The following is a 15,998-nucleotide window of genomic DNA, read 5'->3' on the forward strand; positions in this document are numbered from 1 at the left end:
AGGGAGAGGGGAATTTAAGATTTGGAATTGATTATAAGCATCTAACCCAACTGAGCCTTAATACTCAACAGCAGGGCTGGTAATGTAAATTTCCTCAAAAACAGCAAGAAGACTGACCAATCTACTTACTAAATGATGAATTTAAACTACAAGTTTATGTTTGAAACTTTATTAATAGTATCATTTTGCCCCCAGATGAAGCAGTGAACTCCAACCATGCTCAAGTAGCGATCGCCGTCCTTTAGGGGGAGTGGGGCATTGGGCAATGGGCATTGGGCATGGGGCAATGGGCATTGGGCATTGGGCAATGGGCATGGGTTATTTATATTCCCTATTTCCTATGGAGTTTAAATAAGCATTGAGTTTGGGCAATAGCTCGTCAATGATTGGCTTGAATTTGTTTACCTGTTCATTTGTTAAAAGTTGTCGAGCGTAAGCTAGTCTCAACCAACTGACTGTTTCATATAAAGATCCTCTGGCAATTTTGACACAACGCCGATTATCCGGGTCATTATACCTACCTCGCCCTTCTGCGATGTTGGCACAAACACTATCAGCAGATCGAACAATTTGCTTGCCAATAGTATCCTTCGTGAAATAGTCCCATCTCTGAACAATCTGCCAAATCTCATTAGCTAGCTTCTCAGCCAGTTGGTAAACTTGCAAATCTTCAAAATCGGGTCGTGCCATCCAAAACACCCAAAAAACCTCCATCAAACATAACCCATGCCCTATGCCCAATTCCCATTACGGCGAATTCTCCCACTCCGGCGTGAGACGGCGGAAATTATACTCATTAACACCAGGATGGCAGGAGGCACAGCTGTTTATCTCTAGAGGACGTGGCAGCTTGACTTTGGGATGCAAAGCTTTGAAATAACGAGAATTATTGAGGCGATAGGGCGTTTGTTCTTCTTCTAGCTGAGGACGGGAAAAAGTAGCAAGATATCTCCAAATCAAAATGCGTGGTGGATCGACTAAAGGTTTGAGCTGGCTGCCGTAATGTTGTGAGTCTTCTAAGAGATTTTTCCAAGTTTGAGTCGGAAAAACTTCTGGTGGTAAGGCAATGTGACAGCTAGAACAATTTTCGAGGTAAAGTTCCTGCCCTAGTTGGTATTGGCTAGGTACTACATCAACAGTGCCGATCTCGGAAGTGGGAGTAGCACCTTGGACGTTAGTTGCAAAGGATAGTAACCAGCCCATAGCCAAACTCCAAGCGAAGACTACTAAAAGTAAACCAAAAGGCTTTCTCTTGAGTTGGCGGTGGTTACGACGCTTAATAATATTTGACATCCTCACCCCTATTTGATTTTGGATTTTAGATTTTGGATTGTGGATTGGAGATTAATAATTTATGATTGTTTTTTCCATGACCTATTACCTAATTCCTAGTTCCCAATCCCTTCACTTTGTTGCTACTACAATCATTCTGCGGCTATCAAGTGCGAATGGCTCACCATCGTGTCCGTAACCCTCAACCTGACGGAAACCAGGTTGGCATAACCAGTCGCGGAGTTCTGTAAAGGTAAAATGACGAACAAAGAAATTGATGCGACGTATCTGCCCATCACGGATGATAATTCGTTCGTTGTATGTCCGACCAGTAGAGATATCGTAGCGGTTAGTATCAATCATGAAATTGCCATCGCGTTCGGTAATAAAGGTAGGATGAAAGTCTTTGATTATGCGGTACAAGTTTTGAATATCAATTAACAATTTGCCCTCTGTTTTGAGGGCGCGATAGGCTTCAGCTAGTACCAAGCGATTTTCATCGTCATCGAAGTAGCCAAAAGCGGTGAACCAATTGATAATACAGTCAAAGTGATCGCTCCACGGCAGAGAACGCATATCACCTTGGATGTACTCAACTTCCACACTGCTAGTCGCTGCATCTTGACGGGCTTTGTCCAAAAATAAAGCTGTAGCATCAAGCCCAGTTACATTACAGCCACCTTTAGCCAGTTGATTAGCAATTCGCCCGTGTCCACAAGCTAAATCTAATACAGCCATTCCTGCTTCTAAATTCAGCAGACGACAGATTAAATCAACATTGCGTTCCGTCCGTTCTGGTGTCAACAGTGGTTCGTAGAAGTAAAGATAATCTTCGTCGAACAGCGCTTCAAAATCGAATCTATTTGCACTCATGAGAGAGAATTGAGAGGGTGCATTAACGGATATTCTTAACTTAAGATTTATGCAGACAAGTACGCATTAATTAGCGTAGCTGCTGCTTTTTCTAAAGATACCTCCGCAACTTGACCAAATAAGCGCCGTTGGGCAAATGCGCCATCAATTAGCAACAGTAAATTTGCACCGAGTTCGCGTGGATTGCTTGCACTTGCTTGTTCGGATAATTGCATCAGGCGATCGCGCACCGCTTCTTTATGCTTAATCGCAATTTGATGTCCCGGATAGTCCAATTGTGCAAATTCTGCTGTTGTAATGAGGAACGGACAGCCTAAACAATCTGGCTTTGTCAATAGTTCATCCAACCATTTAAACACCGCCAACAATCTAAAGATGTACCGAATGCGCGTGTAGTCAAAGCTTTTAACACAATGGCACAATAAGTGTTTGAATTAGCACCTGAGCCGCTGAGGGATTATGGAGTTTCCGTGTTTGTTGCAGCAGATGATGAGCAAGCCAGAAAAACAGTAATGCAGCTTGCAGAAGAGATAGGATTTTTACCAATCGATACCGGAATTTTACGCAATGCGCGATTAGTGGAAGGCTTAGGAGATTTTATTCGCCTAATTATCATTGGTCAGGAGCAAGGTGCTTATGCAACCATCTGTGTGAACATCCTACCTGCGGCGCAAGAACAACGTTTAGGCGGACGGCAAGCTTCGAGTTTGGAGTGAACCTCTAGATGATTGATTTAAGGAATCGGCACAGCTCGCAACAACCGTTCCATCACTGTTCTTGCCCTGCGTCCGCCTGTGGGAATGAGGCGATGACAAAGAACATAAGGGGCAAGAAACTTCACATCATCGGGAATAGCGTAATCACGCCCTAACAGAAAAGCCAGCGCCTGAGTAGCCCGATGCAATGCCACAGTACCACGCGGGCTGACGCCAAGAGTAATTTCTTCATCGCATCGCGTCGCCCTGACTAAGTCAAGAATGTATTGTTGCAAGGAAATATCCACTTTTACCTGAGCGCAGATTTGCTGCAATTGTTGGACTTCTGCCAAGCTAATACAAGGCTGCAAATCAAGAACATTCACTCCTTTGTGCAAGCGTTGCAGCATTTGCAGTTCTTCTTCTTCAGAAGGATAGCCCAAACTCAACGACAGCATAAACCGATCCATCTGAGCTTCCGGTAAGGGAAAAGTACCTTGGTACTCGATGGGGTTTTGAGTCGCAATGACAAAAAATGGTGTGGGGACAGCACGAGAAACGCCATCAACTGTGACTTGATGCTCCTCCATGACTTCCAGCAAAGCCGATTGGGTGCGGGGTGTGGCGCGGTTAATTTCGTCGGTTAGCAGCACATTGGCAAATACCGGGCCGGGAAGAAAGTGAAATTCACCGCTTTTGGGGTTCCAGATGTTGGTACCGGTGATGTCAGTTGGTAATAAATCAGGAGTGCATTGTAGTCTTTGAAATTTGCCATCTATGGAACGAGCGAGTGTTTTTGCCAGGAGTGTTTTGCCTACACCAGGAACATCTTCTAACAGGGCATGACCACCAGCCAGTAAGGCGACTAGTACTAAGCGTATCGCCTCGATTTTACCAACGATAGTGTAAGCCAAATTTTGTGTTAGAGCGTCAATTTTATCTCTCATGCACCAGTAATTAGGGGATAGGGTTGAGGAAATAGTTAGTAGTTAGTGGTTAGTGGTCAAAAACTAACTACTAACCACTAACCACTAACCACTAACCAGTCCCTTTTTTAGTGTTCCCTTGGCAGGACGAAATTAACATTCAGCACCCAAAAAAAGCTCTAGCGGCAGTACAGTCTAGTTGAATCTGGGTTTTCAGGGCTTCCAGATTGGGAAATTTTTGTTCGGGTCGCAAAAATTTTTCTAGCTGCACTGCTAGCTTTTTACCATATAAGTCACCAAACCAATCAAAAATATGGACTTCTACTGACAGACAAATACCATTTACCGTAGGGCGGTTGCCTATATTCATGACGCCCAAATAGCCATTCCCTGCAATATCTAATGTTTCACCAACAATGAAAACGCGGACAGCATAAACACCTTGGTGAGGCAGAAACTTGTCTTTGGGTAATTGTAGGTTGGCGGTGGGAAAGCCAAGAGTTCTGCCAAGTTGTTGACCTTTAATCACAGTACCGATCAGAGTGTAAGGACGTCCCAGCAGTTTGTTTGCCTGTTGGATATCGCCGTTAGCAAGAATGTCGCGGATTAGTGAACTGCTAATGCGAGTCTCCTCGGTGGCGTCGCTGCTTTGGCTTGCTTGGGAGTCTGCACAAGTTTCTAAAGAGACGATGGTGACGGGAATGTTGTACTTGGCGGCGAGTACTTGTAAATCTTTAGCAGTACCAGTGCGTCTAGAACCAAAACGAAAATCTTGCCCAACGCTAATTTGTACTGCTTGCAGTTGTTCGACGAGAATTTTTTCTACGAACTCTTCGGGACTCAAAGCGCATAAGTCTTTATCGAAAGGCAATAGTACCAATTGTTCGACTCCAAGCGATCGCAACTGCTGGACTTTTTCATCCAATGGTGTGAGCAAAGTCCGGGGTTGACCAGTAAAAAACTCTTGCGGATGAGGATCGAAGGTGACAACGGTCGAATAAATGCGATCTTTGGATGACGCGGAGAGATTGGGACGTGGGGACGCGGAGAGTGAAAATGTCCCCGTGTCCCCGTGTCCCCGTGTCCCTATGTCTTCCAATATTGGTTGAATGACTCGTTGATGACCGCGATGTACACCATCAAATTTGCCAAGCGCAACAGCAGTTGGCGTTAGAGCCAATTGAGTTGAAGATGTTACCCACACAGAACACCCATTTTGAGACAGATTTGGCACGTCGATTCTGGGATTTTAGGTTTGTTCAGCTTTCAAGCAAACCCTACACAAAGCCGCCTTTTTAAGCGTCTTCTAGGCTAAGAGAACCTGTTTTGAAGGCACTGGTGCTATCAGCTTTTGACTTGTGAACGACTCCACAAAGGCGATCGCTGACTGCTACAGATACCCAGAGGTCGCTTTCTTGTAGGATAAGCTCTCGATCACCAATCTAATCTAAAATTTAATATCGCTTCCTTGAGCAATATTTACGCAGAAAACTTACTAACAGGAAAAGATTCTGATAAGGGAACTGAAACAGGAACCTGAAGAACCATTCCTTCCCGTGCCATAACTGCACTAGGAAATTTCCGACGGGCTTCTTCTCCGACACGATCTAAAAATTCATCGTCGTGGGCAGGGTCATGGTGGAAAATCACCAGTGTCTTAACATTCGCAGCTTTAGCTACCTTCACGGCTTCTTGCCATGTAGAATGTCCCCAGCCGATTTTTGGTTTAGTTGGTGAATGATATTCCTCATCGGTATAAGTGGAGTCGTAGATGAGGATATTAGCATCACGAGCTAGCCACAGAACATTTTCATCCAGCCTATCCGGAAAATGTTCGGTATCGGTAATGTAAACAGCAGTACCACCACGCCAATTAACTCGGTATCCAACTGCTTCACCGGGATGGTTCAGCGGTGCAGTTTCTATAGTAATCTCATCGATATGTATGGATTGCCCTGGTATGACGTTGTAAAAATCCAAATTAGCCTGCATAATCTGCAACGGTACAGGAAAATTTGGATGCAGCATCTGATCGTTAAGACGTTGCTCTATAGTTGAACCATCGGGAGCGATCGCGCCATAGATACAAAAAGCGTTTCCCTTGACAAACCCTGGTGTAAAAAAGGGAAAACCCTGCATGTGATCCCAATGAGAGTGAGTAAAGAATATATGAGCTTCTATGGGCATTTTAGGCAACAAGGATTGCCCTAGAACATGCAGTCCCGTGCCACCATCAAAAATTAAGCGCTTGCCGCCCACTTGCATCTCTACGCAAGGGGTATTACCTCCATAACGGACGGTGTTAGGTCCTGGACAGGGGATGCTGCCGCGAACGCCCCAAAAATGCACGGTAAATTGGTTCTCTATCCTTGACATGGGTGTTGCTTGCTGGACTGAGCGGGCGAACAATAAAAAATGTTACTTATTTTGTTCAGTTTATGCTGTATTACCACTTTTGGCAGGTGTAATTTATTTGGTAAAACAGCATACATTTACTTGGCTAGTTTTCCCTAATACAAGTTAGGCATTCTAGAGTGTTTGCCTTAATTTTTTAGGGAGTTTGTCAGGTTATCTAAGAATGCGCTCCTACTTTATAGCCTATATTTTTTTGTGATGCATTTAACTATCACAATACTGTTACCCATACACCCGTTATTTACGTAAATTTAAAATCCCACTGATATAATTGATGCAATCCTGTTGCGTAAGTAAGATTATATTGCAATGGCGTTATACTGATGTAGTTTTCACGGATAACATGTACATCCATAGGTATATTTTGAGGCAATTTTAATCCTGATGGTGGTTCTACATCCTCTAAAACTTCCCCTGTTAACCAGTAATAGGTTTTACCACGCGGATCGATGCGCTTGTCGAAAACATCTACATAGCGCCGTACGCTTTGACGGGTGATGGTGACTCCTGCAATTTCTTCCCAATCGACAGCAGGAATATTAACGTTAAGCAACATCAAATCAGGGAGAGGTTTTTTCGCCAGATGTTCTACTAGGATTTTGGCAAATTTCGCCGCAGGTTGAAAATCTTTGTAAGAAAAACTAGTTAAACTGAGTGCCACACTAGGAATACCTTCAATTAAGCCTTCCATTGCCGCAGAAACAGTACCTGAATAAAGAATCTCCGTTCCCAGGTTTGCACCTTGATTGATACCAGAAAGAACTAAGTCCGGAGGAGATTCAAGCAAAGCCCATAGCGCCAATTTGACGCAGTCAGAGGGAGTGCCATCACAAGCCCAAGCTTTGACGGCGGAATGAAAAACTGATTCGACAATTTCAGCGCGAATTGGTTGGTGTAGTGTGAGTCCATGACCAGTGGCGGAACGTTCCCGATCTGGGCAAACTACAGTAACTTCATGTCCTGCTTCCGCCAACGTATTGGCAAGTGTACGAATACCAAGGGCATAAATACCGTCATCGTTACTGATAAGTAATTTCATACACAATCAGTTTATAGTGATATCTCATTAAGTCATTAGTCAACAGTCTTTGGTCGATTGTCAATGCCGTGTGTCACAAGTATGAAATAAAAAACGTTCATTCAACTCAATCACTTCTAAACTGGTAGTGGTAGGTTGGGTTTTAAGCGTTGCCTTTAATCCACATTTGACTTATTAATTAATTTGATTAGTCATTTGTCATTTGTCTTTTGTTAATGACCAATGACCAATGACCAATGACCAATGACCAATGACCAATGACTATTAACTAATGACAAGCAACTTAGAGGCTCAACTTTTAGCACTAAAAGAAGAAGGAGAAAAAGCGATCGCCGCTGTCGATACGCTAGAAAGGTTAGAAGAACTGAGAGTTAAATACCTTGGTAAAAAAGGTGATTTATCAGTACTTTTAGGCGGTATGGGCAAACTCCCACAAGAGGAGAGACCAAAAATTGGAGCGATCGCCAATACAGTCAAAGAAGCTCTGCAAAAAAGCCTTGACCAGCAACGTACCACCCTGGAAGCAGCTAAAATTCAGGCACAGCTAGAGGCTGAAACTTTAGATGTAACCATGCCGGGAATTTACCGCCCCCAAGGTAAAGTCCATCCTATTAACGGCATCATCGACCGGGCGCTGGATATTTTTGTTGGTATGGGGTACACAGTAGCTTCTGGGCCAGAAATGGAAACAGATTATTACAACTTTGAGGCGCTGAATACCCCACCCGATCATCCTGCCCGCGATATGCAGGATACCTTCTATCTGCCAGACGGTAATTTGCTGCGGACTCATACCTCATCGGTGCAAATTCGTTACATGGAAGCCGAAGAACCTCCCATCCGCATTGTTGCCCCTGGGAGAGTCTATCGAAGAGATAACGTCGATGCCACCCACGCAGCAGTTTTTCATCAGATTGAACTTTTGGCAATTGACGAGGGACTAACTTTTACCGACCTCAAAGGTAGCATCAAAGTATTTTTGCAGCAGATGTTTGGTGAGTTGCCAATTCGCTTTCGTGCCAGTTATTTCCCGTTTACGGAACCATCAGCTGAAGTTGATTTGCAGTGGAATGGACGCTGGTTAGAAGTGATGGGCTGCGGTATGGTCGATCCCAATGTGTTAAAAGCAGTAGGTTACGACCCAGAAGTTTATACTGGCTTTGCTGCTGGTTTTGGCGTAGAACGCTTTGCAATGGTGCTGCACCAACTGGATGATATCCGGCGTGTCTATACTAGCGATTTGCGCTTTTTGCAGCAATTTTAAAAATAGTCAAGAGTTCATAGTTAAGGGTTCAGAGTTCATAGGTTTTGACTCTTGACTCTTGACTAATGACAATTATCACAATGACCGCATCGCCAGTTAAGAGCATCTTTTTCAAAACCAAAAGCATTCAACAAAAACTGCCAGCGACACTGCTTGGCGATCAGATACTGATTCATCTGCTTGGCAGCTTGTAATTGTGTTGTTGGTTGACTTTTCGCGCCCGAAATAATGCTGTAATGGAAAGGGTCAAGCCAATTCAACTGACCAATACTGTGCAGTAGAGAAAGCGCTACAGCAGCATCGGGAAACTTTCGTGCCACTGCGTTCACTTCCCCGGTTTTTGGCAGTTTTTTTATCAGTTGCTGTGCTTGACGTTGTTGCGATCGCACTTTTTCTTCAAAAAATCTTTGTCTTTGCTTATCCCCTGGATCTAACCACCCCGTAGGTTCACCGATCAAAGTCAGTGCCTGCGCTGGTTTGCCATCCCTTCCCGCGCGTCCAATTTCTTGCACATACTCTGATAGCAACAAGGGTGCGTGAAAGTGAATTACCCAACGTACATCTGGCTTGTTTATCCCCATACCAAAGGCAGAAGTGCAAATCACAAATGGCATTTTTCCTTCTATCCACTTAGCCTCGATCGCGCGGCGTTCCTCTGCACCCAGTCCCGCATGATAACTGGCTGTAACGTAACCTATCTCTTCCAACCATGCAACTAAATTCTCACTATCTCGTCTGCTGCGAACGTAAACTAATCCTGCTGTTTGTGGTCTTTGTTGGATAAATTTTAATAATTGTTGCTTTCTATCCCGTGGAGTCCAAACTATCTGGACTCTTAGATTAAGATTAGAACGATAGGGATTCAAACGAAAAACTGCTGGTTGGTCTAGTTGTAGAGTTCCTTGGATTATTTTTTGGGCTAGAGGATCGGCGGTGGCAGTGAAAGCGGCTAGCACTATTTTTGTTCCCACAGGTTTTGATTTCAATAGTGCTGGTCGCACTGCCCCGATTCTTCGATAAGCAGGTCGAAATGTTTCTCCCCATTGCACTAGGCAATGTGCCTCATCTAAAATCAAGCCGTTGATTGCAAGTTGCGGCTGGCATAATCTTTGCCAAACTGGGGGACTAAATAAAGTTTCTGGCGATAAGTATAGTAATCTTAGCTTTTGTTGTTCCAAAGCGTAGAGAGTTTGCCGTCGCTGGGAAGAGGGCAATTCGTTGTGTAAGAGGGCAGCACTTAAGTTACGTTGACGTAATTCTTGAACTTGGTTTTCCATCAACGCCACCAAAGGCGAAACCACCAAAGTTAATCCTGTTTGCAACAACGCTGGAAGTTGAAAGCAAATTGATTTACCCCCACCTGTGGGCATGATAATCAGTGTATCCTTTTTCGCCAACAAACTATGGATAATTTCTCCCTGTGGCGGCCGGAAATCTTCATAACCCCAGATTTTTTGGAATGCAGCGCGGACTTCGTGCCATGAAGTTGTTGCTGGATTATTCATGAACGATAGTAGACGGATGTGATTTTGAATATATCCTCTGCCATCTAACTCAAGGTTCAGTATTTGTATCAGTTGTATTTTTGGTTCGTTGATCAAGAAGTATTTTTCAAATATAAATATAAGTAGAGACGTTGCATTGCAACGTCTCTACAAACGTTATCGTTAGGCAAATTATCTTATCACCAAGCGTATTGAAATATAAATTAGTTGAGGCAGAGAAAGTACAAGTTTTGGGTAGAGTACAAGTGGCAAAGGATAAGGGAAACCTTATCCTTGCTTGCTGCACAAAACTTTCTAAGCATTAACTTCTTCTGGCTGAGGCTGATTTTGCAACCAAGCATATAGCCGATTCAATGCGTTTACGTATGCTTGCGCTGACGCCACGATAATATCTGTATTTGCCGCATGGCCAGAGAAAACTCTATCTTCGTGCCGCAAACGGATAGTGACTTCCCCAATTGCATCTATTCCTGCTGTGACTGACTGCACGGAAAATTCAATCAACTGGTTGGGTACCTTGATGACGCGATTGATGGCTTTGTAAACAGCATCCACAGGGCCTGTACCAATGGCTGCATCGATTAATTCTTCACCTTCTGGGGTACGCAGAGTGACTGTAGCGGTGGGTTTGGCGTTGCTGCCGCAAGAAACTTGCACTAACTCTAATTTAAACAGATCGGGAGCTTGTTGAATTTCATCATTAACAATAGCTTCCAAATCCCAATCACTGATTTCTTTCTTTTTATCGGCTACTTCTTTGAACCTGACAAATGCTTTATTTAATTCAGTTTCTGTCAGTTCATAACCCAATTCTCGCAAGCGGGTACGGAAGGCGTTTCTACCTGAATGTTTACCCAACACAATTTGATTTTCTGTCAAACCGATTAATTGGGCATCCATAATTTCATAGGTGAGCTTGTTTTTTAGCACACCATCTTGGTGAATTCCCGATTCGTGGGCAAAGGCATTCGCTCCCACAATTGCTTTATTTGGCTGCACTAACAGCCCTGTCAAATTGGAAACCATGCGGGAGGTTTTATAAATCTGCCTGGTATCGATATTTGTCAGGGGTTCTTCAGATTCTGTGGGACGTCCCAAGAAGGGGTTAAAATACTGCCGCCGCACGTGCAATGCCATGATCAACTCTTCTAGCGCTGCATTTCCTGCTCGTTCACCAATACCATTAATGGTGCATTCTAACTGCCTAGCACCATTTTTGACTGCTTCTAAGAAGTTGGCAACAGCTAAGCCTAAATCGTTGTGTCCGTGAACAGAAATAATAGCTTTATCGATGTTAGGAACGTTGTCTTTAATGCCTTTAATTAAGGCTCCAAATTCACTTGGAGTGGTGTAACCAACGGTATCAGGAATATTAACTGTTGTTGCGCCAGCAGCGATCGCTCGTTCTAAAACTTCGTAGAGAAATTCTGGTTCGGAACGTCCTGCATCTTCAGGAGAAAATTCAATATCATCGGTGAAACTTTTTGCATAAGCGACCATTTCTTCAGCGATCGCCAACACCTCTTGTCTAGTTTTTTTCAACTTATATTTGAGGTGAATATCAGAAGTAGCTATAAAAGTGTGAATTCTACCTTTTGCAGCTGGTCTAATAGCTTGGGCAGCAGCTTTAATATCTTCTTGTCGCGCTCTTGCCAAACTACAAATTACAGGGCCAGTTTCTGTCCCTACAATTTGGGCAATCTTATTAACTGCTTCAAAATCTCCTGGGCTTGCAAAAGCAAAACCAGCCTCGATCACATCCACGCCTAGACGTGCTAATTGCTTAGCAATTGTAAGTTTTTCATCTATATTCAGAGTCGCTCCCGGACATTGTTCACCATCTCTGAGTGTGGTATCAAAAATTATAATGCGTTCTGATTTGGTTTTCATTGGCTGTTTGTTGTCTAGTTTTTATTTGTGCTTTAAAATACTTTCAACCCTAGTTTTTTATTTATATTATGTGTAAATAAATGCCTAGTTTACTATGAAGCAACTATCCATCTATTTTTTCTATTTGGTCACGAATATCATTTAAATCTATATATCTATCCGTGGCATTGCGTAATTCTCTGGCTATCATTCCCTCCGTGGATACTACTGTAATATGGGTGTTTTTTGAACGCAATAGTTCTATAGCTCTTTCAAAATCTCCATCTCCACTAAATAAAACTACTCGATCGTATTGTTCTACAGTGTTAAACATATCTACAACAATTTCAATATCTAAATTAGCTTTTTGTGAATAACGACCGGAAGAATCATCATAATATTCTTTGAGAACTTTAGTTCTAACAGTATATCCTAGACTAATTAAAGCATCTCTAAAACCTCTTTGATCTTGTTGATCTTTTAAGCCAGTGTACCAGAAGGCATTGATTAAAGTTGTGTCTGGCTGTTCGTGTCTGAAGTATTCTAAGACTCGTCGCGGATCAAAAAACCAGCCATTTTTTTGTTGAGCATAGAACATATTGTTTCCGTCTACAAAAATAGACAGACGATTCATCGAGGAACCCATAAAATTTACACCTAATAATAGATAAAGAAGAATTTAGATTGAACAATAGATTATAGCAATTATAAAATGTCAATTTTGCTATTACCTATAAATTATATTTTCATATATAACTTGTATATAACCTCTCTGAAAGTAGAAACTAAACTGAAACATTAGGTGTTAAGCTTAACAGAGTGCTTAACATTTTTCACCCTTGGCGTTGTTAATTGCACCCCATAATCAAAATCTACCAATTAGGAAGACTATATACCAATTAAGTTTACTCCTAAAGCGGTATAGTATAGGCTTAGTGTAAGATAAAGACTGGGAATATTTCTTGAGGAAGAGCAAATATTGTACAAGACGTACGGAGAGTTCCCGTACGTTGCCAAACAAGGTCTTCCAGAAGATTCGGTGCAATTTTTAGGGTGTATCCTTTGGAGTGGTGTAACAGCTTCTGTTTGGTAGTAAAACCTTGCCGCCACCCATGTGTCTATAGAAAAATAACTCTAAAGACCTAAGTCAGAGTTAGAAGTTAGGTAGTATCTAGCTGACGTGCCAGAAATTTTCCCGCACAGTGCTGACGCAAAGTTTAGTAATCAATAGAGGATAGTTTACAAATGTATAAGTTTTCCATTTAAGTCTTATTTCAAGTTTATTGCATGAAAAGAGAGTGTAAATAAAGAAAATCACATTACGTAAATTAATCAGTAATAGGATATGGCAGAAGAACCTATATATACATTAACCAAAAAAGATGTCTCTGCTGCCAATCAAGCGTCAAGTAAACCAACAAAAGCAACTTCGACGGCATTAACACGTCAGCTAAAGCTGATGACACGTTTAGGCCACGTGTTTGCTAGCGCTTGGGTAGTAGGGGCATCACTACTGAGTGCTTCTAGTTTGGGTTGGATGCAATTGATGGAAAATCAAGCGCATTCTATTTTTTTTCTCGTGCGAGGACCGATGGTTCCTCCAGAAGATATAGTGATTTTGGCAATTGACGAGCAATCGATATCAATGCCGCAGCAGTATTACAAAACAGATCTGCAAACCTATGCTTATTTAGAACCATTAAAAGCTTTTCCTTTTCAACGTACAGCATATGCCCAAGCCATCGAAAAGTTAGTGCAAGCAGGGGCGCGTCACGTAGCGGTAGATTTAGTTTTTGATCAGCCCAGTAGTTACGGTGAACAAGACGATCGCAATTTACAGGCAGTATTACAACGTTATGGGGACAAAGTTACCTTAGCTGCGCTCTACGAAAATAATGAGACGCACCAAGGCATCTTTTGGCAACTAACGCAACCTCAGCAGTTGTTTCGCACAGGTTCAGTATCGATTGGCTCTGTAAATTTTCCTATAGAGATAGATGACAAAATTCATCGCTTAGCTCATGAATTTCCCAAATTATTAGCAGAAAAAGAAGGATTTATTCCTACAGACAAAATACCTTCCTTTGATGAAGCAGCTTTAAGAGCATCGCAAGTTGATTATCCTCAACCAAAAGGCGATCGCATATATTTTTACGGCAGTGCGGGTACATTTGAAGCATATCCTTTTTGGCACGTACTTGACCCAGAAAACTGGAACACCTATTTACAACAGGGAAAGATTTTCAAAGACAAAATTGTAGTAATTGGCGTAACATCACAGTTGGCAAAGGACTATTACCCAGTACCTGCTGCTTCTAGCTGGCTGTACCCAGAGCAAATGTCAGGGGTAGAAATTCATGCCAATGCGATCGCAACTTTGATGGAAGGAAAAAGCATCGCCCCAGGAATTAACACTTCACCTTTACGGGCTTTGTTTGTATTCGGTTTAGTCGGTGGATGTGCAGTCATCATTGCTAAAAGCAAGCAAGGAATCAGAAGATTGTTATATAGCCTTGTTCTTGCGATCGGTTGGGGAGGAATTAGCTATGCATTATTCATTTACGGTCATTTAATTTTTCCCGCTGCTATTCCAGTTGTGGCAATTACAGCGATTGGAATGTGCTATTTGGGAACAGAAGCAGCCAGGGAAATTTTCCGAAAACAGCAATTACTGACTATTTTCAAAAAATATAAAACTTCCCCTGTTGTTCAGGAAATTATTAGTCAACAACACGACCTTCAAGACCTGCTCCAACAACTAGACATAGCATTATCGGGGAAAATGTTGGGCGGACGTTATAAAATTGTCAAAGTTCTTGGTGCTGGAGGATTCAGCGAAACTTACATTGCTGAAGATACCCAGCGTCCGGGCAATCCCCTGTGTGTTGTCAAGCAGCTAAAACCAGCTAATAATAAATCAGAGCAATTGGCTGTTGCTAAACGTTTATTCTATTCAGAAGCCCAAACACTAGAAAAGTTAGGAAATCATGACCAAATACCTCAACTATTGGCTTATTTTGAACAAGAGGAAGAATTTTACTTAGTTCAAGAGTATATAGTTGGTCATGCTCTCAGTCAGGAAATGCCACCAGGCAAATCTCTGTCAGAAATCGCAACAATCAAAATTTTGCGAGATTTATTGCAAACATTGGCATTTGTACATCAAAACGGCATGATTCATCGGGATCTTAAACCCAGCAATATCATCCGACGAAAATCAGACGGTAAATTGGTACTAATTGACTTTGGGGCTGTAAAAGAAGCAGCTACACAAATTTTCAATAGTCCGGAACAAACCGCCTTTACCATTGGCATTGGTACTAAAGGTTATGCACCAAGCGAGCAATGTTTTGGACGTCCACAATACAGTAGTGATATCTATGCAGTTGGCATGATTGCGATTAAAGCTTTAACTGGCATCCCTCCTCATGAGTTGGAAAGAGATGCTAGTGCCGAAGTGAAATGGCTCGACAAAGCCAATGTTAGCCGTAGCTTAGCTAGAATTGTCTCTAAAATGGTGCTAGAAGACTTCCAACAGCGCTATCAATCTGCACTAGAAGCACTCGAAGCAGTAAACAAGTTAATCATGTCTGAAGACAGATATTCTTTGCTAAAGGACAGCTCGTTAGAAAATACTATTCATTTATCAGAAGAGTCAGACACTTCTACCACACCTTGGACTAAAATATCTCAAGATACTCAAGAACCACCATCTTCCACGTATTTGTTGCCAGATCCTAGAGAAAAGAAAAAATAATTTTTGTTGTTTGTTGTTTGTTACTAATCATTAATTGATGGTTGTATAATCAGCAACAATTTCTTGGTGTTCCTATAGAAAGAGCATTACTAATGAAACTGGATGCACCTCCATAGGGGGTAGATGCTCATACACATGGTGTTTCCCCTGGCAGTAAGATTTGGAGGTGAGTACTTCACGTATCCTAATTCTGTAGGAAAGTTTGGTAGGTTTTACTGACTCGAAGCAGGAGTCCCTGGCGTGAGAGTTTAGTTGGCTGGGTTTGCCCCTCCAGTTGAGTCATTAATTGGTGGAGTTTCTGGTTGCGGTGGCTGGTTGGCTGGGTTGGGACTCCCAGTTGAGTCATTAATTGGTGGAGTTTCTGGTTGCTGTGGCTGGTTGGC

General features: G+C 42.5%; 15 protein-coding genes. 3 read left to right on the forward strand and 12 right to left on the reverse strand.

Annotated elements, in window-relative coordinates; all coding sequences use genetic code 11:
- Positions 1–180: 180 nt before the first annotated feature.
- The 5 genes from HXY43_RS23505 to HXY43_RS23525 form a co-directional block, all read right to left on the reverse strand.
- Positions 181–315, reverse strand: a complete 135-nt coding sequence (locus HXY43_RS23505; protein ID WP_290888563.1) for a hypothetical protein — start codon at positions 313–315, stop codon at positions 181–183.
- A 3-nt stretch (positions 316–318) separates the two neighbouring features.
- Entirely contained in the window at positions 319–690 is a 372-nt protein-coding gene (locus HXY43_RS23510) for a four helix bundle protein (RefSeq protein WP_290888566.1), read from the reverse strand.
- 57 nt (positions 691–747) lie between these two features.
- Complete coding sequence (locus HXY43_RS23515; RefSeq protein WP_290888569.1) at positions 748–1,293, reverse strand: cytochrome C; 546 nt, start codon at positions 1,291–1,293, stop codon at positions 748–750.
- A gap of 111 nt (positions 1,294–1,404) precedes the next feature.
- The gene (locus tag HXY43_RS23520) at positions 1,405–2,145 is read right to left on the reverse strand and encodes a class I SAM-dependent methyltransferase (protein ID WP_290888572.1); all 741 of its coding nucleotides are present in this window, start codon (positions 2,143–2,145) and stop codon (positions 1,405–1,407) included.
- Positions 2,146–2,192: 47 nt separating this feature from the next.
- The gene (locus HXY43_RS23525; RefSeq protein ID WP_290888576.1) at positions 2,193–2,480 is read right to left on the reverse strand and encodes a hypothetical protein; all 288 of its coding nucleotides are present in this window, start codon (positions 2,478–2,480) and stop codon (positions 2,193–2,195) included.
- Positions 2,481–2,570: 90 nt separating this feature from the next.
- On the opposite strand from HXY43_RS23525, the gene HXY43_RS23530 reads away from it, so the two are divergent.
- Entirely contained in the window at positions 2,571–2,861 is a 291-nt protein-coding gene (locus HXY43_RS23530; RefSeq protein WP_290888579.1) for a hypothetical protein, read from the forward strand.
- 17 nt (positions 2,862–2,878) lie between these two features.
- Here the strand turns inward: HXY43_RS23530 and HXY43_RS23535 are convergent, their stop codons facing one another.
- From HXY43_RS23535 to surE, 4 genes are all read right to left on the reverse strand, one after another.
- A complete protein-coding gene (locus HXY43_RS23535) occupies positions 2,879–3,787 on the reverse strand; it encodes a MoxR family ATPase (protein ID WP_290888582.1) in 909 nt (302 codons plus the stop codon).
- 139 nt (positions 3,788–3,926) lie between these two features.
- Positions 3,927–5,000: a bifunctional riboflavin kinase/FAD synthetase gene (locus HXY43_RS23540; RefSeq protein WP_290888586.1), complete on the reverse strand. Its 1,074-nt coding sequence runs from the start codon at positions 4,998–5,000 to the stop codon at positions 3,927–3,929.
- 245 nt (positions 5,001–5,245) lie between these two features.
- Positions 5,246–6,142: an MBL fold metallo-hydrolase gene (locus HXY43_RS23545; protein ID WP_290888588.1), complete on the reverse strand. Its 897-nt coding sequence runs from the start codon at positions 6,140–6,142 to the stop codon at positions 5,246–5,248.
- 280 nt (positions 6,143–6,422) lie between these two features.
- The gene (gene surE / locus HXY43_RS23550; RefSeq protein ID WP_290888591.1) at positions 6,423–7,220 is read right to left on the reverse strand and encodes a 5'/3'-nucleotidase SurE; all 798 of its coding nucleotides are present in this window, start codon (positions 7,218–7,220) and stop codon (positions 6,423–6,425) included.
- Positions 7,221–7,491: 271 nt separating this feature from the next.
- On the opposite strand from surE, the gene pheS reads away from it, so the two are divergent.
- On the forward strand, positions 7,492–8,484 hold the full coding sequence (gene pheS / locus HXY43_RS23555; protein WP_290888594.1) for a phenylalanine--tRNA ligase subunit alpha: 993 nt from the start codon (positions 7,492–7,494) through the stop codon (positions 8,482–8,484).
- Positions 8,485–8,546: 62 nt separating this feature from the next.
- On the opposite strand, the gene HXY43_RS23560 is transcribed toward pheS, so the two are convergent.
- The 3 genes from HXY43_RS23560 to HXY43_RS23570 all read right to left on the reverse strand — a co-directional run bounded on the left by HXY43_RS23560 (position 8,547) and on the right by HXY43_RS23570 (position 12,504).
- The gene (locus HXY43_RS23560; RefSeq protein WP_290888621.1) at positions 8,547–9,989 is read right to left on the reverse strand and encodes an ATP-dependent DNA helicase RecQ; all 1,443 of its coding nucleotides are present in this window, start codon (positions 9,987–9,989) and stop codon (positions 8,547–8,549) included.
- Between the two features lie 294 nt (positions 9,990–10,283).
- The gene (locus HXY43_RS23565; RefSeq protein WP_290888598.1) at positions 10,284–11,879 is read right to left on the reverse strand and encodes a 2-isopropylmalate synthase; all 1,596 of its coding nucleotides are present in this window, start codon (positions 11,877–11,879) and stop codon (positions 10,284–10,286) included.
- Positions 11,880–11,982: 103 nt separating this feature from the next.
- On the reverse strand, positions 11,983–12,504 hold the full coding sequence (locus HXY43_RS23570) for an NYN domain-containing protein (protein ID WP_026731426.1): 522 nt from the start codon (positions 12,502–12,504) through the stop codon (positions 11,983–11,985).
- Positions 12,505–13,203: 699 nt separating this feature from the next.
- On the opposite strand from HXY43_RS23570, the gene HXY43_RS23575 reads away from it, so the two are divergent.
- Positions 13,204–15,615, forward strand: a complete 2,412-nt coding sequence (locus HXY43_RS23575) for a CHASE2 domain-containing serine/threonine-protein kinase (RefSeq protein WP_290888601.1) — start codon at positions 13,204–13,206, stop codon at positions 15,613–15,615.
- Positions 15,616–15,998: the final 383 nt, after the last annotated feature.

Origin of the sequence: Fischerella sp. (genome assembly GCF_013388695.1) — a bacterium.
Classification (GTDB): domain Bacteria; phylum Cyanobacteriota; class Cyanobacteriia; order Cyanobacteriales; family Nostocaceae; genus PCC9605.